This is a genomic window from Aeromonas sp. s9, assembly GCF_040907765.1.
Classification (GTDB): Bacteria; Pseudomonadota; Gammaproteobacteria; order Enterobacterales; family Aeromonadaceae; genus Aeromonas; species Aeromonas caviae.
The window spans coordinates 93,391-117,397 of record NZ_JBFOCK010000015.1 but is presented as its reverse complement, the minus strand read 5'-3'; the positions used below and the strand labels follow the sequence as shown (position 1 = coordinate 117,397).

General features: G+C 60.3%; 23 protein-coding genes. 16 read left to right on the top strand and 7 right to left on the bottom strand.

Going from position 1 to position 24,007, the window contains the following annotated elements; all coding sequences use genetic code 11:
• Positions 1–25: 25 nt before the first annotated feature.
• From glnD to AB5Y54_RS02660, 3 genes are all read left to right on the top strand, one after another.
• Positions 26–2,668, top strand: coding sequence for a bifunctional uridylyltransferase/uridylyl-removing protein GlnD (gene glnD / locus AB5Y54_RS02670; protein ID WP_368153185.1), 2,643 nt, complete (start codon positions 26–28; stop codon positions 2,666–2,668).
• 178 nt (positions 2,669–2,846) lie between these two features.
• A complete protein-coding gene (gene dapD, locus AB5Y54_RS02665; protein ID WP_010673400.1) occupies positions 2,847–3,674 on the top strand; it encodes a 2,3,4,5-tetrahydropyridine-2,6-dicarboxylate N-succinyltransferase in 828 nt (275 codons plus the stop codon).
• 277 nt (positions 3,675–3,951) lie between these two features.
• Positions 3,952–4,335 carry a DUF3461 family protein gene (locus tag AB5Y54_RS02660; protein WP_039039426.1) on the top strand — a complete coding sequence of 128 codons (384 nt, stop codon included), beginning with the start codon at positions 3,952–3,954 and terminating at the stop codon, positions 4,333–4,335.
• Between the two features lie 163 nt (positions 4,336–4,498).
• Here the strand turns inward: AB5Y54_RS02660 and ptsG are convergent, their stop codons facing one another.
• The 3 genes from ptsG to AB5Y54_RS02645 form a co-directional block, all read right to left on the bottom strand.
• Positions 4,499–5,932, bottom strand: coding sequence for a PTS glucose transporter subunit IIBC (gene ptsG / locus AB5Y54_RS02655; protein WP_010673398.1), 1,434 nt, complete (start codon positions 5,930–5,932; stop codon positions 4,499–4,501).
• Positions 5,933–6,362: 430 nt separating this feature from the next.
• Entirely contained in the window at positions 6,363–7,337 is a 975-nt protein-coding gene (locus tag AB5Y54_RS02650) for a MalM family protein (protein ID WP_048208174.1), read from the bottom strand.
• A 90-nt stretch (positions 7,338–7,427) separates the two neighbouring features.
• Positions 7,428–8,753, bottom strand: a complete 1,326-nt coding sequence (locus AB5Y54_RS02645) for a maltoporin (RefSeq protein WP_048208175.1) — start codon at positions 8,751–8,753, stop codon at positions 7,428–7,430.
• Between the two features lie 315 nt (positions 8,754–9,068).
• On the opposite strand from AB5Y54_RS02645, the gene AB5Y54_RS02640 reads away from it, so the two are divergent.
• Positions 9,069–9,209, top strand: a complete 141-nt coding sequence (locus tag AB5Y54_RS02640) for a hypothetical protein (protein ID WP_155488369.1) — start codon at positions 9,069–9,071, stop codon at positions 9,207–9,209.
• A gap of 71 nt (positions 9,210–9,280) precedes the next feature.
• Here AB5Y54_RS02640 and AB5Y54_RS02635 read toward each other — a convergent pair whose 3' ends face one another.
• The 3 genes from AB5Y54_RS02635 to AB5Y54_RS02625 form a co-directional block, all read right to left on the bottom strand.
• Positions 9,281–9,721 (bottom strand): flavodoxin, encoded by a 441-nt coding sequence (locus AB5Y54_RS02635; RefSeq protein ID WP_041211289.1) that lies wholly within the window; start codon positions 9,719–9,721, stop codon positions 9,281–9,283.
• Between the two features lie 184 nt (positions 9,722–9,905).
• Positions 9,906–10,685 (bottom strand): tRNA pseudouridine(65) synthase TruC, encoded by a 780-nt coding sequence (truC, locus tag AB5Y54_RS02630; protein ID WP_010673393.1) that lies wholly within the window; start codon positions 10,683–10,685, stop codon positions 9,906–9,908.
• Complete coding sequence (locus AB5Y54_RS02625; protein ID WP_010673392.1) at positions 10,682–11,017, bottom strand: YqcC family protein; 336 nt, start codon at positions 11,015–11,017, stop codon at positions 10,682–10,684. The genes truC and AB5Y54_RS02625 overlap by 4 nt, the downstream gene beginning before the upstream one ends.
• A 197-nt stretch (positions 11,018–11,214) precedes the next feature.
• Between AB5Y54_RS02625 and AB5Y54_RS02620 the strand changes: the two genes are divergently transcribed.
• From AB5Y54_RS02620 to AB5Y54_RS02600, 5 genes are all read left to right on the top strand, one after another.
• Entirely contained in the window at positions 11,215–12,243 is a 1,029-nt protein-coding gene (locus AB5Y54_RS02620) for a DUF3549 family protein (RefSeq protein WP_049636270.1), read from the top strand.
• A gap of 68 nt (positions 12,244–12,311) precedes the next feature.
• Positions 12,312–12,608 carry a DUF3301 domain-containing protein gene (locus AB5Y54_RS02615; RefSeq protein ID WP_039039421.1) on the top strand — a complete coding sequence of 99 codons (297 nt, stop codon included), beginning with the start codon at positions 12,312–12,314 and terminating at the stop codon, positions 12,606–12,608.
• Between the two features lie 59 nt (positions 12,609–12,667).
• Positions 12,668–12,904, top strand: a complete 237-nt coding sequence (locus AB5Y54_RS02610) for a DUF2789 domain-containing protein (RefSeq protein WP_039039420.1) — start codon at positions 12,668–12,670, stop codon at positions 12,902–12,904.
• Positions 12,905–13,085: 181 nt separating this feature from the next.
• Positions 13,086–13,391: a DNA-binding protein gene (locus AB5Y54_RS02605; protein ID WP_203764453.1), complete on the top strand. Its 306-nt coding sequence runs from the start codon at positions 13,086–13,088 to the stop codon at positions 13,389–13,391.
• Between the two features lie 9 nt (positions 13,392–13,400).
• Positions 13,401–14,186 (top strand): Zn-ribbon-containing protein, encoded by a 786-nt coding sequence (locus tag AB5Y54_RS02600; protein ID WP_201984430.1) that lies wholly within the window; start codon positions 13,401–13,403, stop codon positions 14,184–14,186.
• Between the two features lie 73 nt (positions 14,187–14,259).
• Here the strand turns inward: AB5Y54_RS02600 and syd are convergent, their stop codons facing one another.
• Entirely contained in the window at positions 14,260–14,808 is a 549-nt protein-coding gene (syd, locus tag AB5Y54_RS02595) for a SecY-interacting protein (RefSeq protein WP_139701021.1), read from the bottom strand.
• A 105-nt stretch (positions 14,809–14,913) separates the two neighbouring features.
• Between syd and queF the strand changes: the two genes are divergently transcribed.
• The 7 genes from queF to AB5Y54_RS02560 all read left to right on the top strand — a co-directional run bounded on the left by queF (position 14,914) and on the right by AB5Y54_RS02560 (position 23,985).
• Positions 14,914–15,762, top strand: coding sequence for an NADPH-dependent 7-cyano-7-deazaguanine reductase QueF (queF, locus tag AB5Y54_RS02590; protein ID WP_139701019.1), 849 nt, complete (start codon positions 14,914–14,916; stop codon positions 15,760–15,762).
• A gap of 116 nt (positions 15,763–15,878) precedes the next feature.
• Positions 15,879–18,149, top strand: coding sequence for a hypothetical protein (locus AB5Y54_RS02585; RefSeq protein ID WP_201984433.1), 2,271 nt, complete (start codon positions 15,879–15,881; stop codon positions 18,147–18,149).
• Between the two features lie 86 nt (positions 18,150–18,235).
• On the top strand, positions 18,236–19,837 hold the full coding sequence (locus tag AB5Y54_RS02580; RefSeq protein WP_143237926.1) for a diguanylate cyclase: 1,602 nt from the start codon (positions 18,236–18,238) through the stop codon (positions 19,835–19,837).
• 158 nt (positions 19,838–19,995) lie between these two features.
• The gene (ppnN, locus tag AB5Y54_RS02575) at positions 19,996–21,351 is read left to right on the top strand and encodes a nucleotide 5'-monophosphate nucleosidase PpnN (RefSeq protein WP_010673382.1); all 1,356 of its coding nucleotides are present in this window, start codon (positions 19,996–19,998) and stop codon (positions 21,349–21,351) included.
• Positions 21,352–21,473: 122 nt separating this feature from the next.
• Positions 21,474–22,271 carry a flap endonuclease Xni gene (xni, locus tag AB5Y54_RS02570; RefSeq protein WP_042015872.1) on the top strand — a complete coding sequence of 266 codons (798 nt, stop codon included), beginning with the start codon at positions 21,474–21,476 and terminating at the stop codon, positions 22,269–22,271.
• A gap of 142 nt (positions 22,272–22,413) precedes the next feature.
• Positions 22,414–23,421 (top strand): isocitrate dehydrogenase, encoded by a 1,008-nt coding sequence (locus tag AB5Y54_RS02565; protein ID WP_010673380.1) that lies wholly within the window; start codon positions 22,414–22,416, stop codon positions 23,419–23,421.
• Positions 23,422–23,541: 120 nt separating this feature from the next.
• Positions 23,542–23,985 (top strand): hypothetical protein, encoded by a 444-nt coding sequence (locus tag AB5Y54_RS02560; protein ID WP_041211281.1) that lies wholly within the window; start codon positions 23,542–23,544, stop codon positions 23,983–23,985.
• Positions 23,986–24,007 lie beyond the last annotated feature (22 nt).

Genomic DNA, 24,007 nt, shown 5'->3' with positions numbered 1-24,007 from the left:
GGCCCGACCGAGAGTGTGACATGCCATGGATGCCAGCCTGCTTTCTCCCCATCTGCTACCAGACGATCAGCTCACCCGTGACAACTGCAAGGAGTACCTGAGCCGCTTTCTCGCCTGGCTGCATGAGCGCTTCGACGCCGGTGACAACATCATCGAACTGGTGGCCACCCGCTCCGAATACATGGACGCGCTGCTGACCAGGCTCTGGCACAAGTTCGGCTTCGACAGGACCGAGCTCACCCTGATCGCGGTAGGCGGCTATGGCCGCGGCGAACTCCATCCCCACTCCGATATCGACCTGCTGATCCTCTACGAAGGAGATGAACTGGACGAGGTGCTGGGGCTTCGCATCGGCGAGTTCATCACCCTCTTGTGGGATCTCAAGCTGGAAGTGGGGCAGTCGGTGCGCAACGTGGCCGAGTGCATCGAGCAGGGCCGCAACGACATCACGGTTGCCACCAACCTCATCGAGGCCCGTTACATCACGGGTCGCCTGGCCGGATTCGAGCAGTTGCAGGCGGCCACCCAGCCCCAGCACTTCTGGCCGAGCGAAGCCTTCTTTCGTGCCAAACGCGAAGAGCAGGCCCTGCGCCACCAGCAGTTTCTCGGCACCGCCTACAAGCTGGAGCCGGATCTCAAGAACAATCCCGGGGGCCTTCGCGACATCCAGACCCTGGCCTGGGTCGCCCGCCGCCACTTCGGCGCCACCACCCTGTTCGAGATGACCAGCCACGGTTTTCTCAACCGGGCCGAGTACCGGGAGCTGCTCGACTGTCAGAACTTCCTGTGGAAGGTGCGCTTCGCCCTGCACATGGCCATCAACAAGGGGGACAACCGCCTCTTGTTCGACCGCCAGCGCACCGTGGCCCAGATGCTGGGGTTCGAGGGGGAAGGAAACGGCCCGGTCGAGCAGATGATGAAGCGCTTCTACCAGACGGTGCGACGGGTGGCCGAACTCAACGAGATGCTGCTGCAACTCTTTGACGAGGCCATTCTTGGCAACACCGCCATGGACGTGCGCCGCATCAGCGACGAATTCCAGCTGCGCGGCCGCCTCATCGATGCGGTGGACTCCGAGCTGTTCGGCCGGGATCCTGCCGCCATCCTGCGACTCTTCTACCAGATAGCCCAGCACCCGGAGATCGCCGGCATCCACTCCGCCACCTTGCGCCAGTTGCGCGAGGCCAGACGCACCCTCAACTGCTGGCTGCAAGATCTACCCGAGTGCCGCCGTCTCTTCATGGCGCTCCTGCGCCACCCCAACGGCATCGGCCAGCCGCTCACCCTGATGCACAAGTACGGGATCCTCGCGGCCTACCTGCCCCAGTGGAACCTCATCGTCGGCCAGATGCAGTTCGACATGTTCCACGCCTACACGGTGGACGAGCACACCCATCGGCTGCTGCAGAACATCCATCGCTTCCCGAATCCAGCCAGCCGCCAGACTCACCCGCTCTGCCACGAGGTGTTCACCCAGTTGCGCAAGCCCGAGCTGCTCAGCATCGCCGCCCTCTTCCACGACATCGCCAAGGGCAGGCGCGGCGATCACTCCGAACTCGGGGCCGTGGATGCGCTGGAGTTCTGCCAGTTGCACGGGCTGGATCGCTACGAGAGCCGACTGGTCGCCTGGCTGGTGCGCCACCATCTGCTGATGTCGGTCACCGCCCAGCGCCGTGACATCTACGACCCGGACGTGGTCACCGACTTCGCCCAGAAGGTGCGGGATGAATTGCACCTCGACCTGCTCTATTGCCTGACCGTGGCCGACATCTGTGCCACCAACGACAGTCTGTGGAACGACTGGAAGGGCACCCTGCTGCGCGAACTCTACTTCGCCACCCAGAAGGCCCTGCGCCAGGGGTTGGAAAACCCGCCGGACATGCGCCTCAAGATCCGTGAAAACCAGCGCCAGGCCAGGCAGATCCTGACCCAGCGCGAGATGCCACAGGAGGCGGTCACCGCCCTCTGGAACGACTTCAAGGCCGATTACTTCCTGCGCCACAGCCCGGAGCAGATCGCCTGGCACTGCCGCAAGATCATCGCCCACGGTGACAACCCGGCCCCCCTGGTGCTCATCGGCAAGCATCCCATACGGGGCGGTAGCGAGGTGTTCATCTATTGTCGCGATACCCCCAACCTCTTTGCCACCGTGGCCTCGGCGCTGGATCAGAAGAACCTCAGCATCCACGACGCCCAGATCATGAATTCGCGCAACGACTACGTGCTCGATACCTTCATCGTGCTGGAGCCAAACGGCGAGCCCATCAGCCCCAACCGTACCGCCACCATCAAGAAGGCGCTGGAGAAAGCCCTTCAGGAGCCGGGCAAGCTGGTACTGCGCAGCAAGCCCCTGTCCAGACGCCACCGCCAGTTCAGCGTGCCGACCAGGGTGGTTTTCCTGCCCCACAAGGGGGAAAACCGCCACACCCTGCTGGAGCTGACAGCCCTGGATACCCCGGGCCTGCTGGCCCGTATCGGTGCCGTGTTCCAGCAGTGCGACCTCTCCCTCCATGCCGCCAAGATCACCACCATCGGTGAGCGGGTGGAGGACTTCTTCAGCCTCACCACCCTGGCCGGAGAGCCGCTGAACCCGGAGGAGCAGCAAGCCCTCGAGGAGAAGCTGGTCAATCAGCTCAACCCCCAGGAACCGGTTGGCGAGAGTGCCTGACACGCTCGGATGAAGCCTCGAAAGAGGCTTTTTGACGTATTGATTCCTCAATCAGAACAAATGGTTGGACCACTCAAGTACAATAAATCGCCCTGATTCTGAAGAAATCGGCGAGAGCCCTTAAAAACGATTGGAAAAGTGTGATACAACAAACAGAATTTTATAAAGGAAACCTGTCATGACCCAGTTGCAACAGACCATCGAAGCGGCCTTCGAGCGCCGTGACTCCATCACCCCCGGCTCCGTCGATGCCGCCACCAAGGCCGCCATTCTGGAAGCCATCGACCTGCTGGACTCCGGCAAAGCCCGGGTTGCCGAGAAGATTGCCGGCGAGTGGGTCGTCCACCAGTGGCTGAAGAAGGCCGTGCTGCTCTCCTTCCGCATCAACGACAACGGCATCATCAAGGGCGACGATGCCCAGTACTACGACAAGGTTCCCCTGAAGTTCTCCAACTACACCGAAGAGCAGTTCAAGGCTGCCGGTGTTCGCGTCGTGCCGCCCGCGACCGCGCGCAAAGGCTCCTTCATCGCCCCGAACACCGTGCTGATGCCCTCCTACGTCAACATCGGCGCCTTCGTCGATGAAGGCACCATGGTCGACACCTGGGCCACCGTGGGCTCCTGCGCCCAGATCGGCAAGAATGTGCACCTCTCCGGCGGCGTCGGCATCGGCGGCGTACTGGAGCCACTGCAGGCCAACCCGACCATCATCGAAGACAACTGCTTCATCGGTGCCCGTTCCGAAGTGGTGGAAGGGGTGATCGTCGAGGAAGGCTCCGTCATCTCCATGGGGGTCTTCATCGGCCAGTCCACCCGCATCTATGACCGCGAAACCGGCGAAATCCACTACGGCCGCGTCCCGGCCGGCTCCGTGGTCGTTTCCGGCTCCCTGCCCTCCAAGTGCGGCAAGTACAGCCTCTACGCCGCCGTCATCGTCAAGAAGGTGGATGCCAAGACCCGCGCCAAGGTCGGCATCAACGCCCTGCTGCGCTCCATCGACGAGTAATCCACGCCGATGTCATCAAGGGCACCTCTGGTGCCCTTTTTCATGCCCGCTCTCATGGGTGGGCGCCAACTCCCCCCTGCCCCACCAGCACTGCACACCCCCATGAGACGATACCGCTTATGGCAGTGCTGGCAAGGCGTTCACCCCTCCCCCTTGGCTCATTGATTAAAGAAGACCTTTTTGACACCAATTTGAATTTGGCGCGCCTGTCACAGGCAAGGCGTCCGGACTCGGGTAAGATAGAGGGGTCAGGATCGTTTCAAACCAAGGAAGCCCGATGTACGAGAATCTCAAGAGCCTGGGGATCCAGGAACCCACCTCGGTGGACAGCTACACCCTGCGCCAGGAAGCCAACCACGACATCCTCAAGATCTATTTCAAGAAGCAGAAGGGTGAATTCTTCGCCAAGAGCGTCAAATTCAAATACCCCCGCCAGCGCAAGACCATGCTGGTCGACTCGGGGACCCATGAGTACAAGGATGTCACCGAGATCAACGCCAACCTCAAATACGTGGTGGATGAGCTGGACAATCTGACCCAGGGCGGCCAGCCTTCCGCCGACCCGGACATCAAGCAGAAAATACTGCGCGACTTGCGTCATCTGGAAAAAGTGGTGCAGAACAAGATCAGCGAGATAGAACGGGATCTCGAAAAGCTTTAAGCCGGTCTGATGCAGCAAAGGCGCCCAAGGGCGCCTTTTTCATTGGGTCACACCATGCTGGCGCCGTCAGGAAAGTCCCCGCACATGTCCCGCCACCAAACGCAACCCAGCAAAAAGGGAGGCTTGCGCCTCCCTTTTCGGAACTCGGATATCGGAGCGACAATCAGTTGCTCTTCATCCAGATGTCCATTTCAGTTTTCAGGTTGTCGGACTTGGTGCCGAAGATGGCTTGTACACCGGAACCAGCCACCACCACACCGGCGGCACCCAGCTTCTTCAGACCAGCCTGGTCAACCTTGGCCACATCCTTCACACCGACACGCAGACGGGTGATGCAGGCGTCCAGAGAGGCGATGTTCTCTTTGCCACCGAAGGCGGAGACCAGTGCAGCAGACATCTCGTCCTTGCTTTGACCGGCAGAGGACTCTTGAGCGGCTTCGTCTTCACGACCCGGAGTTTTCAGGTTCATGGCACGGATGACCACGGTGAAGACCACGTAGTAGATGACTGCGTAGACCAGACCCAGACCCACCAGCAGCAGCATGTTGTCGGCACGCGGAGATTGCACCACGAAGTCGATGAAGCCGTTGGAGAAGGTGTGACCGTGAACGACACCCAGCATGTTGGTCAGGACATAGGCCAGACCTGCCAGCAGAGCGTGGATGGCGTACAGTACCGGGGCCACGAACAGGAAGGAGAATTCGATAGGCTCGGTGATACCGGTCAGGAAGGAGGTCAGGGCAGCAGAAGCCATGATACCTACGATCTTGGCGCGGTTTTCCGGCTTGGCGGAGTGCGCAATGGCAAACGCGGCAGCAGGCAGACCGAACATCTTGAACAGGTAGCCACCCGCCAGTTGACCGAAGCCGTTACCGGCAGCACGGGAAGCGTCATCAGCAGTCAGGAAGCAGGTCATGATGCCGTGTACGGTTTCACCGGCGGCGTTGACGCAGGTACCAGCCTGATAGAAGAACGGCACGTTCCAGATGTGGTGCAGACCGAACGGGATCAGGGAGCGCTCAACCACGCCGTAGATGCCGAAGGCCAGGACCGGGTTCTGGTTGGCAGCCCAGTCGGAGAAGGCACCGATGGCACCACCAATCGGCGGCCAGATGAAGGAGAGCACGACACCCAGACCGATGGAAACAAAACCGGTGATGATGGGCACGGCGCGCTTGCCAGCGAAGAAGCCGAGGTACTCTGGCAGCTGGATCTTGTAGAAGCGGTTGAACGCCCAGGCAGCCACGCCACCGGCGAGGATACCACCCAGCACACCGGTATCGATCTTCTCGACACCCATCACAGGCGCCATCACAGTCAGGGTGGCGGTCATGATGCCGTAGCCGACGATGGCGGACAGGCCGGAAACACCGTCGTTATTGGTGAAGCCAAGGGCGACGCCCACGGCGAACAGCAGAGCCATCTGGCCGAATACGGAACCACCGGCCTGCTCCATCAGTTGGGAGACGATTTCCGGCAACCAGCTGAAGTGGGCAGCACCCACCCCCAGCAGAATACCTGCAACGGGCAAGACCGATACGGGCAGCATCAGCGCCTTACCGACCTTTTGCAGATTAGAGAAAGCATTTTTTAACATGTGTGCGCTCCTGAATGGATTTTTTTTCCGACAACGACTCAGGGCAGTTTATTGATGACGATGTGCTTCATCCGTCACTGCGCCAAATGCGTTTTCCGGGTTGCTTATTTTGACCAGCAGAATATAACCCAGCGGGGGTGGAAATGCCTCTGTCGGAAACAAGGGAATAATAAATTTGGAGGAGAGATCACAAGATAATAAATAAGCAGAGAGGGGGCTATCTTGAATATTATTTCGTATTGTTATAGCTTCGCCGCAAAAAGAAATAAACCACTTCAAAACAAATCACAAAGAAACCAAATAATACTCAGTGATACTCACTGTAACCAAATGTAACTTATTGCGGATTTATATTATCCAGTCTACCGATTAAAAAGGCCTCCAACAAGGGAGGCCTCCAATAAATATCGATTTTAATAAACCGAGATATTTAGTTCTTCTGTGAACGTTTCACTGCATCAATAAAGACCGATTTCGCCTTGGTTGAACCGGCACGCTCGGCTTCATTCACGAGCTGCATCGCCTTGTCGATATCACCGACCTTCACCGCTTTCTCGATCTGGGCGTTGTAGAAGCTCTCGGTCTCACTCAGCATGGCGGGAGCCGGTTTGCTCGGCGCTGCGGCAACGGCTGCCGTGGTGGCCGCCGTCGCAGCCACGGCAGTGGTAGCAGGCTTGGCCTGGCTCATCGCCACCTTGTCGGCGTATTCAGGCTTGAACACGGCTTCCAGGCCTTGTCCCTTGGCCATGTCCGTGACCTTTATCTGTACCAGACCCCAGGGCGAATGGGGGATCACGGGGTCCTTGATATCCGGCTCGACCGTGCCGTTGGCACGAGCAAAGGCCTTCGCGGGGTGCAAGATGGTGGTGCTGCCCGCCGTCTCGTTGGCCGGCGCATAGACCACCATATAGGTTTCAGTGGCGGGATTGCCCGGCATACTGCGGTCCACAAACACACGCCCCTCAATCCTGTCGTTGTCGAGCAGGTGGGCTGGTTGATAGGCAAAGACCGACTCACCCAGCACGCGAGTCACCTTGAACTGGGCATCCAGCATGATCACCTTGGGAACCAGTACCGTCTTGCTGACCTGGGAGGCCAGGGTGATGGCCAGATTGCCGGTATTGGCCGGCAGACGATAGGCGGCAAAATAGCTCATGCCCTCGTCAAACTGATAACTGGGCTGCTTGCCGTCGATGGCCAGCAGCGTCTCGCCTTCCGGCAGGGAGACATAATTGAATTCGTTGAACCCTGTGCAACAACTGGTTGCCTGGGAGAGCGCCTGCTTGGCCTGATCGGCATTACTCAGAATGGAGGCGTGCTCCTGCACGGGCACCACCATGCTACCGGAACAACCGGCCAGCAGCGCGGTAACCATGGCCGCGATAGACATCTTTACCAGTTTCATTCTTCTTATCTCCATAACCCGGTTGCCACATCATGCGAAACAAAACTGCCCCCATAAGGGGGCAGTGACTAACTTAACTGAAGATATTGCTTACCACCAGGCTTCTGCTTGTACGCCAACCTGATAGGTGTCTTTGGAGGTGTTGCCTTCAAACACTTCCTTGTCTTCATCATTCGCCAGATAGGAAGCGAATACACGGATTTCCGGACGGGCCCAGAAGCTGGAGCCGGCAGACCAGGCCTGAGCCAGGGTCAGCTTGTAGCCAGCATCCTTGTCATCGGCAGCGCCATTGTTATAGCTGGTCTTGTCCTTGAAGTAACCGCCTTCGAAGATGGTCTTGTTGAAGTCATCCCACTTGTACATCGGGCGAACTACGACAGACATGGTTTCGGTCTTGTCGTTGGTATCCCACATCTCGTTGCCTACCCCGTAGACCAGCTGGTGACCCATCTCCCAGGAGTTGCCCATCGGGATGACGCCCCAGTTGATGATACGGTAGCCATCGGCACCGGCTTTGGCTTCGGCACCGTACCAGGAGCCATCACCGTAGTAGGCCATGGTCTTGGAGTAGCCTTCGGTACCGTACTGCAGTACGGTCTTGTTGAAGCCACCGAAGATGCCTTGGGTCAGTTCGGCGGTCAGCATGACGCCGTTCTTCATGTTGTCGTTCTTCAGATCTTTCTGGGCGTCTGTCTCATTGACCAGGGCATACATGGCGCCCACTTCCAGAGAACCGTCCTGCCACAGCGGGATGCCGGCATAACGCACGTCCAGGGTGTTGACGTTCAGATCTTCGTTCTTCTGGTAAACCGGATCACCGTTGCCATCTACACCAGTCTGGGTGTACTGACCGAAGACATCACCCGCGCTGCGGTCGTTTCGGACCCAGGCCAGGGAGAGCTTGCCAGGACCAGCCTGGATGCCTTCGATACCGGCGCCGGCACCGGAGATGTTCCAGTAGTAGAAGTCAGAGATGTGGATGTCGTGACGTTGGTAGAAACGCTTACCGGCCCACAGGGTGGCTTCCGGCGCGAAGCCCAGCAGCCCCTTGGCTTGCACGTTGAACTGACGCAGGGCGAAGTCGGAGTCGCCGTTGCACTGCTTGGCATCGAAGTTACAGACGGTGCCGGTACCTTCCCAGTCGTTGGAGCCGTTGGACGCCATGGCGAACATGGAGTCTACGTAGAAAGTCTTGCCATCTTTGTTGAAGACTTCCTGACCCAGCTGGACTTCGCCGTAGGTATCATTTTCGTTACCCAGACGACCAACCTTGTTGACGTTGTATTTGACCATGTCCCCGTCACCGGAAACACCGACACCGGAACGGAAGTAGCCGTGGAAATCAACGGCGAAGGCGGCTTGGGAAGCCAGGGCTGCGGTTACTGCTGCAGCGATCGGGAGCCACTTTGCTTTCATTTTCATTTTCCTTATTCCCGCTGAGAGGAGTGTGATCCTGATATTCAAGTTCTTATCACCGGAAAAACGTTTTGGTGATAACCGAGGTCGATTATAGGTACCCAAATTCCCTGCAAACATGAGCTGATTCACAAAACGATGACAAATCGCACGCCACCGACAACCACAGCCACAAAATGTCAATTAATTTTCATTTTTTGGCACCAACCACCCAAGATAAGCACAAAAAAGAAAAATAATAACCAAAGAAAGCGCTTTCAAGTATTAATTTGCAACGAGAGTTAAGTGATAAATCCATGCCGCAGTAGCAAAAACATGACTGAAATCGCTTTCAATGCGGAACTTTTAATTTTTCAATTTGTCGTGGTTGATGATGAATATGGCCAATCGCTTATCATCATTGGCGAGAAAAATAACCGGACGAAAGAGAGGATATATTTGGGGGCTGAGGCGTGACGCCCCAAAAATAAAACACCCCCGATAGCACACTCACGGAGGTGAATTTATTCTCGGGGAGAAGGGTCTGGCTACAGTCTATTTTCCCAGGTTTTCAACCAGGCCAGCGCCGCCACTTCAGGCTCATCTTCTACCGTCGCATCGATTTCCAGGTGCACAACCAGTGGCTCGGCAGCCAGCTCCTGCAACAGGGCATCCAGCGATCGCCCCGCTCCGCAGAAGTGTTCATAGCTGCTGTCTCCCATGGCGATGAGGGCATAGCGCCATCCCTTCATATAAGGAGCACGATCGGCCAGAGCACTGGCAAAGGACTGCAAATTGGGCGGTATATCCCCCTGCCCCGTGGTGGCGGTCACGATGAGCAGAAAGCGGGAGGCATCGATGTCGGTCAGCGCCGCGTCATCGAAGATCTGGCAGACATGGCCATCAGCTTGCAGGTGGTCACAGAGGGTCTCGGCCACCAGCATGGCAGAGCCGTAGACGGTGCCGACCAGGATGTCGATCTCGGCCATCAGCGACTCCTCAGGGACAGACATTGGGCCCGGCAAGACCGGGATGGGTAGGAAGAGCCCCCCTGAACAGGCGGGGGGTACGCGATTGCGCAGGCGATATCTCGTTGAGCCATAAGTCATTCCTCTGACGTACCTGGGTTACAGCATGCCACAGCCCGGTCAGAGGCAACAGATGGAAAGAGGCTCAGGCGCCGTAGTCTTGCTCGCTGGCAGGCCAGCCCAGACGGGCGAACAGACCCAGCACCTCGGGGCCCAGGGGCGCCTGGATCCGCATCGGCACCTTGAGCACCGGATGCTCGAAGCTCAGACGGTGCGCGATCAGCAGCAGGCGGTCGCACCCGTAGTGCTCGCGAAAGAAGCGGTTGTGTCGGCCATCCCCGTGGGTGGTATCACCGACGATGGGGTGGAACAGGTGATCCAGATGGCGGCGCAGCTGGTGCTTACGCCCCGTCTTGGGAAAGAGGCGGACCAGGCTGTAGCGACTGGTGGGATGCTTCTTGGAGACGGCGAAGGGCAGCTCGACCTGATGCAGACGACGAAACGCGGTCACCGCCTCCTGGGCGGGGCGATCCGGGTCGCTGAAGGCATCGGCAATCTTGTCCAGCTGCTCCTTGAGCGGATAGTCGATGAGCCCCTCTTCGGGGGCCCATCCCCGCACCAGTGCCAGGTACTCCTTGTGGACCTGACGGGCAGCAAAGGCCTCGGTCAGGGTACGGGCCACGGCAGGATCGAGAGCAAACAGCAGCACACCCGAAGTGGGCCTGTCCAGTCGGTGCACGGGGTAGACATGACGACCCCCGATCAGATCCCGGGTCATCTGCATGGCGAAACGGGTCTCGGCCTTGTCGAGCCAACTGCGGTGCACCAGGAGACCGGACGGTTTGTTCACCGCCACCAGCCAGTCATCCTGATAGAGCAGAGTCGGCTGCAAGGCATCCGCTGTCCGGGTCTGCTCGTCCATCATTGTTCGACCACTTTGCCGGAGAGCAGCAGATCGAAACGGGCGATCAGACGAAGCAGGGCCTCGACCTCCGCCAGCTCCTCTTTATAGACCTCACTCGCCATGGGATAGAGGGAGACGCTGGTCGGCAGCGGAGCCTGCAGCAGCACCAGCTGCTCCATGCGCGGGATCAGCACGAACTGCAGCCATTGATCGAAACTCAGGGTATCGACACAAAACGGCAGCTCGCTTGCCAGCGCCTCGCTCCCCGGATGGTCGGCTTGCCAGCGTTCCAGACGTTGCAACTCGGCAGTCAGCTCTCCCAGCAGACCGGCAACCAGCAGATATTGATTCATCTCGCTCACTTCCTCATCGCGGGCCCGGTCTGCGACGGGGCCCCACTCAATACGGCCATCAAAAAGGGGCGCTACTATACACCGACCCCGCAATGGCTGCCATGTTGCCGTCACCTTCATACCCTGCATCACCGCCTCTGGCTATCTGGTGCAGCCCCCTTATAATCGCCCGCATTATCTTCAAGCGGGATCTCTTCATGTCTTCCATCAACACCCTGACCGAGTTTCTGACCCAGGCCGATACCCAGTTCCAGCTGTTCGATCTGGGCCGCCAGGTGCGCCCGCTCCCCAGCGACCTCTTCGTGCGCATCGAGCAGCAGCAGGAGCCCTACCCCTGGCCGTTGCAGCAGCACGCCTGGCTCGGCGTGCACTTCTTCCAGCCGACCGAATCCAGGCACTACCTCTGGTTCCTCAAGTTCGCCCTTGATGAACGCGGCCTGCTCATCTCCAGCGGCCCCAAGCATTTCATGGATCAGGTGGTAGAGACTCTGGGCTACAAGCTCACCGGTGAACTGGACGAAGAGAAGGCCCAGCGTCTGGCGGACAACCCCTACACCTTCCGTCCGGCCGAGGCCAAGATGGCCAGTGTGCACGCCAAGCTGGCCCGCCAGCTGGAACAAGCCCCTTCCGCTTACTACGAGGCCCTCTGCCACTATCTGGCGGCGCCGGGGGAAGAGGGGTGGCAGGCCCTGGGACTGCAAGGGTTTGCAGATCTCGCGGAGCAGCTGCAGGTTGAACGCAACCTGGCACTGGTCTGCAAGGCCTTGCCCGTACTGCCGCAGGCCCCCCTCTACGCCCTGTGCCAGAGCCTGGAGAACGCCCCCCTGCCTCCTGCCCTGCAAGGCGCATTGCTGGAGCGCATCGGCAAGGAGCAGGAGTGCGCCGAGCCTGACCCCGAAACCCTGGCCTATCTGTGCCGGGCACTGGCCTCCTGCCCGGGCAACGGACTGCGCACCAACAAGCTGCTGACCCTGCTGCAAACCCGGCCAAGCCCCTCCCTGCTCCTCGCCATCGCTGGCCGCCTCTGGCCCGATCTGAAACACCCCGAACTGCTCGGCCTGTTTCTGGAGCAGCTCGCCCTGCAACCCACCCAGTTCTTCAACCAGGTATTTGCCGAGCTCGTCACGCTACCGGCATTGCGCAATGATATGCTGGCAAAACTGCGTGACCCCGAACGCAGCGAGGCCCTGGGTCTGGCCATCGGTCGCCTGTTCGCTGCCACCTAGGCCCGACACAACGGCCCTGTTGCCTGAGGTGAACAGGGCCCCACACACATCACAGAAGGAACCCGCTGATGGGAGAAATGCTTGGGATCTTGCTGCTCGGCCTCGTTGGCTGGGCCTTCTGGCAACAGCGCCGCCAGGCGGAGTTGGCTTGGCAATACATGCGCCGCTACTGCCAGCACCACGACCTGCAACTGCTGTCGCTGGCGCGGACACACCGTGCCCTGGGGCACAAGCCCCTGCGCCTGCTCACCTACTACCAGTTCGAGTTCTCCAGCGACGGAGAGAGCCATTATCAGGGGCAGCTCTGCATGCAGGGGCTGCATGTCGCCGGTGTCGAGCTGCCACCCCATCGTCTCCCCTCCTAGATTTGAGAGCACGGGGGCTGGCTATACTCTTCCACAGCCCCCTTCCAAGGAGTACCGACATGGAATTGCTCACCCATGACATGGCCGCCCTGTTTGCCCAGCTGGGGCTGGCCAGTGACGACATCAGCCAGCAGCGTTTTATCCGCGACCATCCCATCGATCGCCATACCCAGTTGCCCGACGCGCCGTTCTGGACGCCTTCCCAGGCAGGCTTTCTGCGCGATGCCCTCAGCCACGACGCCGACTGGGCGGAAGCCATCGACCAACTGGATGTGATGCTGCGCCAGGGGACCTGATCCCCGCACTCCCGGCGGCCAGCGTTGGGTAGACGCGGAGCCGCCAATCCCCTCCCTCCATCGCCCAGGCGCCCCTCCCTCTCGCCACCCACGCCCTTCGCTCCGCTTTCCTGATGGACAGGCTTTGATTAAGCTCTGTGCCACTATCCACCCGCAGCAAGACGGCCGTGCAGGAGCCAAGATGTCAGCCCAAGAGATCATCCAGATAGCCAACGAACTCAGTGCCAGGGGGATCACCCCCTCTACCGCCATGGTCAAGGCCCGCCTCAGCCATCCCGTGCCCATGGCCGAGCTGCTCAAGGTGTTGAGCCAGTGGAAGCAACAACCCCAGCCCGCGGCGACAGCGCCCGCCCCCGCCAGTGCCCCCGAGGCGTCCCCCTTGGCCACGGAAAGCGTCACTCTTCAGCAACTGAGCGAACAGCTCGCCCGGCTGGAGCAGAAGGTCGATCGCCTCACCGATCTGCTGCTCAACCAGAAGCCGGGTTGACCCATCGCCATGTATATCCTCGAACTCACCTTTGAGTGCTACCGCGATACCTCCCTCGGGGAGGCCGAGCGGGCCATCGTCCACTACCTCGACATGCTGCGCTATCAGGGTCAGATCCTGGGGCGGGAGTTTCCCACCAGCATGCACGAAGGCTATTTCGTCAGCCGGGTGGTCTGCCCGGAGCAGGACAGCCTGCACCCTGACAACCAGAGCGAGCTGGTCGCCCTTGCCGAGCAAGGTCTGCACCAGGCGGGCCTGCTCGCCCCCAAACTCCACCTGCAAGGGGCGGATCTGCTCTCGGACAGTACGGACCCGTGCGCAGAGCAGGGGGAGCGTCCCAGCTGGATGCTGCTCTACACCAGCTTCCTGCACAGTTGCTCCCCCCTGCGCTGTGGCGATCACTTCGCCCCCATCCCGCTCTATCGGCTGCCCGCCGTCGCCAACGGTGATCACAAGCAGATCATCAAGTGGCAGGAAGATTGGGAAGCCTGCGATCAGTTGCAGATGAACGGCTCCATCGCCGAGCACGCCGCCCTGCACGAAATCGGCGAGGTGGGCAGCCGCCTTCATCGCCGGGGCAGCGATCTCGCCAGACGGCTGGAGGTCCTGAGCGGCATCCCCACCTATTACTATCTCTACCGGGTAGGCGGCCTGAGCGCCGCCGAAGAGCGGGCTCGCCCCTGCCCTGGCTGTGGTGGCCCATGGGCGCTGGCCGCCCCCCTGCACGAGATCTTCGACTTCAAGTGCGAGCCTTGCAGGCTGGTCTCCAACCTCTCCTGGGACTTCAAGGAGTAGGTGCCCACCGCGCACAATGGCGCATTAAAAAGAGAGGGCCTTGCCAGGTGGCAAGGCCCTCTCTTTTGGAGCATCACTGGGGCAAGGTTTCCAGTCGCGCCAGAAAGGCCGGCAACGAGGGGGCCAGCGTCAGGCGCCGTCCGGAGTCCAGCCACTCCAGCCACACCTGGCCGCTCTCGTTATCGAGGGAGACCAGCGTCATCTCGTTGCGGGTCGTGGCAATGAAGAGTGAAGGGGATCGCTTCAACTTGCGCAGCATCAGCAGGTGGCCGATGAGGTTCTCCTTGAGCAGATCCAGATCGGCGTCGTTCCACGGCAGGATGAGTTCGATGCGCAGCCCCTTGAAAGAGCAGGGCAGAGGGCGGCTGAACCAGTGGCCAAACAGGGCGATGGCGCTGGGATGCAGGGTCAGCTCCAGGGCGTTCGCCATGGCCGTGAAGTCGACTGCCTGCTCCCGCTGGAACGGACGCCAGGCTACCCGCCCCTCCCTGGGTTCATCCAGCTCGCAAGGAGAGCGCCAGTCGGCCTCCCAGTCACACAGGGGCAGCCCCCGCCTTCCTTCACCATCGCGCTGCCAGCGTAAAAAGAACTGCTTCAGGGCAGACAGGACTTGATCCGACATCGATATTCCCCACAATAGCGGCCTCTGATGGCCGCAAGTACCTGATCGAAAAATCGGGCCATTGCACCATCAAACCCTTTATCAGACAAGCGTGAGCAAACCAGCATGAGCAAACAAGAGAGATACGCCGGCGCCAGTGCGCTGCAAGGCCTGAGCCTGGGGCAGCAGTCCGCCTACATCAGCCAGTACACCCCGAGTCTGCTGCAGCCCGTGCCACGCAGCCTGAACCGCGACGATCTTGGCCTGAGAGGTGAACTGCCCTTCCAGGGGTGCGACGTCTGGACCCTGTATGAACTCTCCTGGCTCAATGCCAAAGGCAAGCCCGTGGTTGCCATCGGGGAGGTCTTTGTGCCGGCCACCAGCCCGAATCTCATCGAGTCCAAGTCGTTCAAGCTTTACCTGAACTCCTTCAACCAGACCCGCTGCGACTCCCTGGAGGCAGTGCAAGCGCTGCTGGTTCAGGACCTGAGTGGCTGCGCTGGTGCCCCGGTGAGCGTCACCCTCTTCACCCTCGACCAGGCCACCCACCAGATAGCCCAGCTGCCCGGTGAGTGCATCGACAACCTGGATATCGAGGTGGATGGCTACGAGTTTGACGAGACCCTGCTGCAAGGGGCCGCCGGTCGCGAGATCGTGGAGGAGACCCTGCACAGCCACCTGCTCAAGTCCAACTGCCTGGTGACCAGCCAGCCGGACTGGGGATCCGTGGTGATCCACTATCGCGGCCCGCGCCTCGACCGGGAGAAGCTGTTGCGCTACCTCATCTCGTTCCGCCAGCACAACGAGTTCCACGAGCAGTGCATCGAGCGCATCTTTACCGATCTCAAACACTTCTGCGCCCCGGAACAACTGACCGTCCATGCCCGTTACACCCGCCGCGGCGGCCTGGACATCAACCCTTTCCGCAGCGACTGGGAGCCGGTTCCGGCGAACCTGCGCCTCATTCGCCAGTAATCACCGGCGCCGCCATCCTGCGGGCTGCGGCCCGCTGCGCATCACCTCAGTAAACTCTGGACGGGCGGGGGTGGGCTTGGATAACATGCCTGCACCTCCGTGCCGTTCTTAATCCAATGAATCAACTGTTTTTTCTGGCAATGATGATGTCCTCCCTGTCGGCTCCTGATCTGGATCTGGCCAAGGAGCAGTTGTCCATCGACCTGCAGCAGGCCCAGACCCTGGTGCTGACCGATCCCGCCAGATGTGCCCAGATTGCCACCTCCTTCCTCGAACGCACGGCCAACAATCCCAAGCAGATCATCAGCAACCGTCAGGAGTACGGCTATCGCGAGCCGATGCTGAACTACGGTACCGCCACCCAGACCACGGGCGCCTATCTGCTCAAGGGGGAGTGTCTGCAGCAGCTAGGGCAGTTCACCCAGGCACAGGAGTCCTTTGAGCAGGGCATCGCCATGGCCGAGAAAGAGCAGCAGTTCGAGCTGCAGGCCCATGGGCTCTATCTGCTGGTTAGAAGCCGCAACCTGCAACAGCATACCCATGGCGCCGCGTCCCCCCTGCTCGACAAACTCGACAAACTGCTGGCCAATCCCGACCTCAAGGAGAGCCAGTTGCAGGTCTACAGCCGCTTGCTGCGCGTCAACGCCAGCATAGAGGAGCGGCAATTCGATCTCGCCAAACAGCAGCTGGCAGAGACCCGCAAATGGGCGGATCACGCCAAACAGCCTCTGGCCAGGGCCTGGACCAGCGCCGTGGGCGGGGATCTCTATCAGGCTCTGGATCAGCCCCAGCTTGCACTGGGGGAGTACATCGAAGCACAACAGCAAGCCAAGCCCCTGCAGGATCCCCTCTTCCTCGGCCTGCTCTCGAACCAGATGGTCAGCCTCTATCAGGAAGAGCAGGAGCCACAAAAAGCGCTGCAATACGCCAGCGAGGCGGCCAACTATTTTCATGCTCTCGGCAATCCTTCCATGCTGAGCGACGCCCTGATCGTGCTCGCCCGCCTCAACCGCGATCAGGGCGAGATGAACATGGCGCTGGTCTATTTCTTCAATGCCCTCGACCTGCTGGACGAGAGCAGCAACCGCACCCGCATCGCCCACCTCAAGTTCGAGATAGGCAAGACCTACCTGCAGACCGGCAACCTCAACCTGGCGCGAAACTACCTGAACGCCGCACGCCAGTCCCATGAGCTGGGGGATGACAAGGAGTCGCTCATCGACACCCTGCTGTTGCTGGGAGAGCTGCACCTCAAGCAGCAGGAGGCGGGCATCGCCATCCTGCAGTTGGAGAACGCCCTCACCCTGGCCAACCGGATTGGGGACATCCGGCGCCAGTTCGAGATCTTCCGCCTGCTCTCCGTCGCCTATGAGCAGAAGGGTTACCTCCAGCAGGCCCTGGAGAGCTACAAGAATTACCACCAGCGCAGCGAACTGGTTCGCCAGCAACAGCTGGCGCTGGAGCAGGAGGCGGTGCGCGACAACTACGCCCAGGTGGAGCGTGTGCAACAGGTCAAGGAGCTGGAACAGCAACTCGACGTCAGCCAGCACCAGCAGGAGCGATACCTCTGGACCAGCGTCAGCACCGGGCTGCTGCTGGCACTCTTCATCTATCTGTTCTTCACCCTCTGGCTGAAACTGCGGGTCGCGCGCCTTCATGCCAAGCAGCTGGGAGAAGCCCTGCTGGTAGAGCCGCGCAGCGGCCTGGCCAATTGGCAGCGACTGATGAGCCGCTGGCCGCGGGAGATGGCCAAGCGCCAGCAGAAATCCGAGCGCTGGTACCTGAGCGAACGCCCCACCAGCGAATTTGACGACAAGCTGCACTACCTGCTGTTCCGGGTTCCCTTCCTGATCAACAGCCTGGAGCAGCACGGCTATCAGGTCAGCCGCGAGATAGAGCAGGCCTTCGGCCGTTACGTCAACGAACTGACCCCGCAGGATGGCCGCATCTACGACCTGCGCGAAGGCCACCTGCTCTATGTGGTGCCCCAGCGCCACGTGGCCCAGTTGCATCAGCTGGCCCAGACCCTGCTCGACACCCTGGCAGCCTTCCCCTGCGAGCACCCGCTGGACAGGCGCATCAGCCTCGGCATCGTCAGCCATCCCTTCCTGCCCAAGGCAGCCATGGCCCTCGATCACCACGGCCTGTTCGATCTCTGCTACCTGGCCCTCTCGGGTGCCATTCAGCTCAGCGAAAAATGCCAGCAGAGCGTCTGGCTTGAGCTGGCCGCCATCGATTGCCAGCAGGCCGCATTTTTTAACGGAGATGTGTGGCAATGCTGCTTGATGGCAATTGACAAGGGACTGGTAAAAGTAAATTCTTCTCATGAAAAGCAATGGGTTAACTGGCTTGCGCTTTCACGGATGAAGGTTGCGGACAATCCTTGACAAAAAAGGTACTCAACGGGGTCTTTGATTGGCTTTCTGTTGCTGGACGAAACAAAAACGATAATGACAACAGGGCGACCTGAAGAATGAATGATATGGCTGCCGTAACAGGACAACTGGCAAGACTCAGGGAATCCCTCCAGCAGAAACAGCAGGAGCTTGACGGCATGGCGAGCTTCTCCGATGCCGAACGCACCCGCAGTATCCAGTTCATCGGCAAGTTGATGCAAGCCTGTCGCGGCCACGATCGCGAGCTCGACAACCGGCTCGCCAAGCTCAAGCAGAAACTTGAAGGCAACCCTCCGCTCACCTCCATCGATGCCGATCTGATCGCCATCGAGAAGCTGTTGCAGCAGCACAGCCACACCATGGAAGAGTCCATCAGCCTGACCCGGGCAGCCATCGATCTCGGCAGCAAACAGCTCAAAACCATCAAGGGGTTTCCGGAAGATACCCGCCGCGCCCTCAAGGAGTTTCTCGCCAGCCCGGAGAGTTACGGCATCGGCGATCACCAGAAGAAGGTGATCCGGCTGCTGGAGTTCTACCAGCAGGCGATCAAGATCCAGCTGCTGCCGCGCAAGCCGCTGATCCCCCCTTCGGCGGAGATCCCCACCGAGCTCTCCAGCCCGGCCCCTACCGACTCCTTTGACATCAAGGCACATGCCCAGATTTCAGACGAGTTGCAGCGTCTCATCACCGAGCTCGACTTTGCCGGCGCCGTGGGCGAGAGCCTCGCAGACATCCGCCGCCAGTTGCTCGGGAGCATCACCCCTGCCCTGCTGGCCGAAGTCTGCCTGCAGATCATCGAACTCATCATCGAGGGTACCCGGGAAGAGCGCAAAGCCTCCCAGGCGTTTCTCAGCACCCTGAACGAGAGTCTCTCCTCGGTCCATTACAGCTTTACCGAATCCCTGGATGAAGGGCGGGCGCTGCAAAATGCCGCCCATCTCAGCGGACAGGCGCTGGAGCGGGAACTCGCCGCCATCGATCGCGCTATGGCAGCCCATGACTCGCCACAGATACTCAGGGGCGCCATTTCTGGGCATCTGGACACCATCCGCCGGCTGCAGCAGGAGCGGGAGGAGATGGCCAACCGCGAGCGCCACCTGCTCACCCACCTCTCCAACATGGAAGCCAAGCTCAGGTTGATGAAGGACGAGACCGCCGAGTACAAGAAGCGGCTCAGCATCCAGAAACACAAGCTCTTCCTCGACAGCCTGACCCAGGTACACAACCGGGCGGCCCTGGACGAGCGGCTCGAGCTCGAATACAAACGCTGGTTACGCTATGGCACCCCCCTGTGCCTGGCCATCATCGACATCGACCACTTCAAGCACATCAATGACAATTACGGCCACATGGCCGGCGACAAGGCATTGAAGGTGGTTGCCAAGGCCCTGCAGAACGCCTTGCGCGACACCGACTTCATCGCCCGCTTTGGCGGTGAGGAGTTCGTGGTCCTGCTGCCGAACATCAATCCGGACAAGTACCAGAAGCCGCTGGAGAACCTGCGTCAGACCATCAAGAGCATCCCGTTCCGCTTTCGCGATGCCAGGGTCGAGATCACCATCTCCATCGGTGCCACCCTGTTTCGGACCGGCGACCATACCACGGATGCGTTCGAGCGCGCCGACAAGGCGCTTTACAGTTCCAAGCACTCCGGCCGGGATCAGGTCAATCTCGCCTGAATCCGCTTTGAGGGGCGGCTAAAAAAGCGGCAAACGCACAGTCCCCCTATTCCCCTGCCCACCCCCTTGCCTCTACTATCGAACCCGAGGGATGCCAAAGCATCCCGTTTTCTCCCCAGGGAAAGCACAACGATAACAAGCGAGTGAAAGGGGAAATTATGATTACACACATCAATCCCGTGGGCAGCATGGACCTGCTGTCCCAGCTCGAGGTGGATCGCCTCAAGCAGACGGCCTCCAGCGATATCTATCAACTGTTTCGCAACTGCTCGCTGGCGGTCCTCAACTCCGGCAGCCATACCGACAGTTCCAAAGAGATACTGGAACGTTTCAAATCCTTCGATATTCACGTGATCCGGCGCGAGCGCGGGGTCAAGCTCGAGCTGTTCAACGCCCCCGAGCACGCCTTCGTCGACGGCGAGATCATCCGCGGCATCCAGGAGCACCTGTTCTCCGTGCTGCGGGACATTCTCTATGTGTCGACCCAGCTCGAGTCCAATCGTCTGGTCAACCTGACCAGCTCCACCCATATCTCCAATGTGGTGTTCGCCATCCTGCGCAACGCCAAGGCGATCCTGCCCGGCGCCGATCCCAACCTGGTGGTCTGCTGGGGCGGCCACTCCATCAACGAGGTGGAATACCAGTACACCCGGGCGGTGGGTAGCGAGCTGGGTCTGCGCGAGCTCAACATCTGTACCGGCTGCGGTCCGGGTGCCATGGAGGGCCCCATGAAGGGGGCCGCCGTCGGCCACGCCAAGCAGCGGGTGCGCAACGGCCGTTACATCGGTCTCACCGAGCCTTCCATCATCGCCGCCGAACCGCCGAACCCCATCGTCAACGAGCTGGTGATCCTGCCGGACATCGAGAAGCGGCTGGAAGCCTTCGTGCGTCTGGGTCACGGCATCATCATCTTCCCGGGCGGGGTCGGCACTGCCGAGGAGCTGCTCTACCTGCTCGGCATCATGATGCACCCGGCCAACGATCGCCAACCCATCCCCATCGTGCTGACCGGCCCGAAAGAGAGCGCCGACTACTTCCGCGCCATCGACGACTTCGTCAAGGCGACCCTGGGGGAAGCCGCCACCAGTCTCTACCGGATCATCATCGGCGATGCGCCCGAGGTGGCCCGCGTGATGAAGGAGGCGATGCCGAAGATCCGCGAATACCGCAAGTCGGTGGGAGATGCCTACTCCTTCAACTGGTCCCTGCGGATCGAGCCCGAGTTCCAGCTGCCGTTCGAGCCGGATCACGCCAGCATGGCCAGCCTGGATCTGCATCGCAACCAGCCACCCCAGCTGCTGGCAGCCAACCTGCGCCGCGCCTTCTCAGGCATCGTCGCAGGCAACGTCAAGGAAGGGGGCATCAGGGCCATCGAGAAGAAGGGTCCCTTCAAGCTGCACGGCGACAAGGAGCTGATGCACCTGATGGACAGGTTGCTGGAAAGCTTCGTCAAGCAGCAGCGCATGAAGCTGCCGGGCAGCCAGTACGTTCCCTGCTACGAGATAGTCAAATAGCCGGGACACCACAATGCACCGGAGGGGCCCATGGGCCCCTCTTTCATTGACTGGTCTTCTACGGGGTTAGCAGGAGACGCCACCATTGTTACAATGGCACTCCCCGACGCCCGGAGTGCCCCATGCCACACCTGCTCATCATCGATGCCCTCAACCTCATCCGCCGACTGCACGCGGTGCAGAGCCAGCAGGGACTGACCCCGGCCCAGGCCCTGCTCGCCACCCGAGCCAACCTCATCAACACCTGCAAGAAGCTCCTGGCAGCCAGCGAGCCGACCCACGCCATCGCGGTCTTTGACGGTGAGGTCCACAGCTGGCGCAAGACGCTCTATCCCCCCTACAAGGAGGGCCGCACCCCCATGCCGGATGAGCTGAGGGAAGGGCTTGCCGACCTGCAGGACGCCTTCTGGGAGTGCGGTGTGGATGCCCTGCTCTCCCAGACCGACGAGGCGGACGATCTCATCGCCACCCTGGCAAGCGGCATTGCCCAGCACGGCGCCAGCGCCACCATCATCTCCACCGACAAGGGGTTCTGCCAGCTCATCTGCCCGCAGATCCGGGTGCGGGATTACTTCAACAAACGCTGGCTGGATGCCGCCTTCGTCCAGCAGCAGTACGGCGTTACACCGACCCAGCTTGTGGACTTCTGGGCCCTGACCGGTATCGGCGGCTCCAACATCAAGGGGGTGCCCGGCATCGGCCCCAAGACCGCCACCCAGTTGCTGCAGCAATACGGGGACCTGGCTGCCATGCTGGAGGCCTGCGAGCGGGAGGAGGCCACCAGACCCCTGCTCAAGCTGCGCCAGCACCGGGAAGAGGCCCTGCTGGCCCAACGCCTGGTCCGGCTGCAGCACGATATCCCGCTCGGGTTCAACCTGCGGGAGATCCGCTACCCTCCCGTCCCTGATGCCGGGGCGTGATCCCCAGCACACCATTTCCCAAGACAGGCCGTACCTGTTGACATAAATGGGTAAAATGTAAAGAAACATGGAGGATGTGGTGCAAAAATGGTATAAAGCCGACGAATCCTCCCCCTCTGTTCCCTAGAAGTGGATACGCCTCATGTCAAAAAGAAAGATTACCGTCATCCCGGGCGACGGCATCGGCCCCAGCATCATCGAATCCGCCATCCAGATCCTGACCCACGCGGGTTGTGACTTCGACTACGAATACGCAGACGCCGGTCTGGTAGCCCTGGAAAAACATGGCGAACTGCTGCCCCAGGCCACCCTCGACCTGATCGAGAAGAACAAGGTCAGCCTGAAAGGCCCGCTCACCACTCCGGTCGGCGGCGGCTTCACCTCCATCAACGTCTCCCTGCGCAAGAAGTTCAATCTCTACGCCAACGTGCGCCCCGTCCTCTCCTTCAAGGGCACCAAGAGCCGTTACGACAACATCGACATCATCACGGTGCGCGAGAACACCGAAGGCATGTACTCCGGTGCCGGCCAGAAGCGCAGCGATGACAACCAGAGCGCCGAGGCGATGAGCATCATCACTCGGGAAGGGGCCGAGCGCATCGTCACCTTCGCCTTCGAGCTGGCGCGCCAGGAAGGACGCAAGAAGGTCACCATCATCCACAAGGCCAACATCCTCAAGTCCACCTCCGGCCTGTTCCTGGAAGTGGCCCGTCAGGTCGCGGCCCGCTACCCGGACATCCAGAACGAGGAGATGATCGTCGACGCCGCCTGCATGAACCTGGTGATGTACCCGGAACGCTTCGATGTGATGGTCACCACCAACCTGTTCGGCGACATTCTCTCGGATCTCTGTGCCGGTCTGGTGGGGGGGCTGGGCATGGCGCCGGGCGCCAACATCGGTGAAGGGGCCGCCATCTTCGAAGCGGTACACGGCTCTGCGCCGGACATCGCCGGCAAGAACATCGCCAACCCCACCTCGGTGATCCTCGCCTCCATCCAGATGCTGGAGTATCTCGGCATGCAGGACAAAGCGGAGCGCATTCGCGAGGCCGTGCGGGCGACCATCGAGTCCGGCGATCGGGTGACCCGTGACCTGGGGGGCACAGCGTCCACCAGCGAATTCACCCAGGCCATCATCGACCGTCTATAAATAGAATCCAACCATATGATTTTAAAAGGGAGCTTCGGCTCCCTTTGTTTTATGCCAACGCCTCCCTACCTCCCACGCCAGATGAATACTATGTTGATATGAGGGATAAGGAGATCCACCATGCGTGCTACTTTCATCTTGCTGATTGTCAGCAGCAGTGCCACGGCATTAGACAGGCCAGTCGACAATGCCTGGTTGACGCCGCCCCCCCAGCACGAGGCGCCAGCCAAGCAGACCTGGCAATCCACCCTGGATACCAACGATCTGCTCAAACAGCCCAAGCCGCTCTCTCTGGGGGTGGATATCACCACCGACAGCAACGGCAATCGGCAGGTCACCCCCTATCAGAAGCTGAACCTCACGGCAGAGAAGAGCGTCAGCCTCTCCTTCGAAAAGCAAAAGCCCAGGATCAAGTTCAACGCTGGTGGCATCAACACCTCTGTCAAGCTTCGCGGGGATGGCGTCAAGATGCAGTTCAACCCCAGTGACAAGACCATTCCCCTGCAAATTGAGCTGAAGATCACCGACGACGAGTCCATGATGCGTCTGGACTACCGCTTCTGATGACCCAGACACAAAAAAACCG

Coding starts and splice junctions, on each gene's coding strand:
- glnD (WP_368153185.1), top strand. CDS start 26: ATGGATGCCAGCCTGCTTTCTCCCCATCTGCTACCAGACGATCAGCTC.
- dapD (WP_010673400.1), top strand. CDS start 2,847: ATGACCCAGTTGCAACAGACCATCGAAGCGGCCTTCGAGCGCCGTGAC.
- AB5Y54_RS02660 (WP_039039426.1), top strand. CDS start 3,952: ATGTACGAGAATCTCAAGAGCCTGGGGATCCAGGAACCCACCTCGGTG.
- ptsG (WP_010673398.1), bottom strand. CDS start 5,932: ATGTTAAAAAATGCTTTCTCTAATCTGCAAAAGGTCGGTAAGGCGCTG.
- AB5Y54_RS02650 (WP_048208174.1), bottom strand. CDS start 7,337: ATGAAACTGGTAAAGATGTCTATCGCGGCCATGGTTACCGCGCTGCTG.
- AB5Y54_RS02645 (WP_048208175.1), bottom strand. CDS start 8,753: ATGAAAGCAAAGTGGCTCCCGATCGCTGCAGCAGTAACCGCAGCCCTG.
- AB5Y54_RS02640 (WP_155488369.1), top strand. CDS start 9,069: ATGACTGAAATCGCTTTCAATGCGGAACTTTTAATTTTTCAATTTGTC.
- AB5Y54_RS02635 (WP_041211289.1), bottom strand. CDS start 9,721: ATGGCCGAGATCGACATCCTGGTCGGCACCGTCTACGGCTCTGCCATG.
- truC (WP_010673393.1), bottom strand. CDS start 10,685: ATGATGGACGAGCAGACCCGGACAGCGGATGCCTTGCAGCCGACTCTG.
- AB5Y54_RS02625 (WP_010673392.1), bottom strand. CDS start 11,017: ATGAATCAATATCTGCTGGTTGCCGGTCTGCTGGGAGAGCTGACTGCC.
- AB5Y54_RS02620 (WP_049636270.1), top strand. CDS start 11,215: ATGTCTTCCATCAACACCCTGACCGAGTTTCTGACCCAGGCCGATACC.
- AB5Y54_RS02615 (WP_039039421.1), top strand. CDS start 12,312: ATGGGAGAAATGCTTGGGATCTTGCTGCTCGGCCTCGTTGGCTGGGCC.
- AB5Y54_RS02610 (WP_039039420.1), top strand. CDS start 12,668: ATGGAATTGCTCACCCATGACATGGCCGCCCTGTTTGCCCAGCTGGGG.
- AB5Y54_RS02605 (WP_203764453.1), top strand. CDS start 13,086: ATGTCAGCCCAAGAGATCATCCAGATAGCCAACGAACTCAGTGCCAGG.
- AB5Y54_RS02600 (WP_201984430.1), top strand. CDS start 13,401: ATGTATATCCTCGAACTCACCTTTGAGTGCTACCGCGATACCTCCCTC.
- syd (WP_139701021.1), bottom strand. CDS start 14,808: ATGTCGGATCAAGTCCTGTCTGCCCTGAAGCAGTTCTTTTTACGCTGG.
- queF (WP_139701019.1), top strand. CDS start 14,914: ATGAGCAAACAAGAGAGATACGCCGGCGCCAGTGCGCTGCAAGGCCTG.
- AB5Y54_RS02585 (WP_201984433.1), top strand. CDS start 15,879: ATGAATCAACTGTTTTTTCTGGCAATGATGATGTCCTCCCTGTCGGCT.
- AB5Y54_RS02580 (WP_143237926.1), top strand. CDS start 18,236: ATGAATGATATGGCTGCCGTAACAGGACAACTGGCAAGACTCAGGGAA.
- ppnN (WP_010673382.1), top strand. CDS start 19,996: ATGATTACACACATCAATCCCGTGGGCAGCATGGACCTGCTGTCCCAG.
- xni (WP_042015872.1), top strand. CDS start 21,474: ATGCCACACCTGCTCATCATCGATGCCCTCAACCTCATCCGCCGACTG.
- AB5Y54_RS02565 (WP_010673380.1), top strand. CDS start 22,414: ATGTCAAAAAGAAAGATTACCGTCATCCCGGGCGACGGCATCGGCCCC.
- AB5Y54_RS02560 (WP_041211281.1), top strand. CDS start 23,542: ATGCGTGCTACTTTCATCTTGCTGATTGTCAGCAGCAGTGCCACGGCA.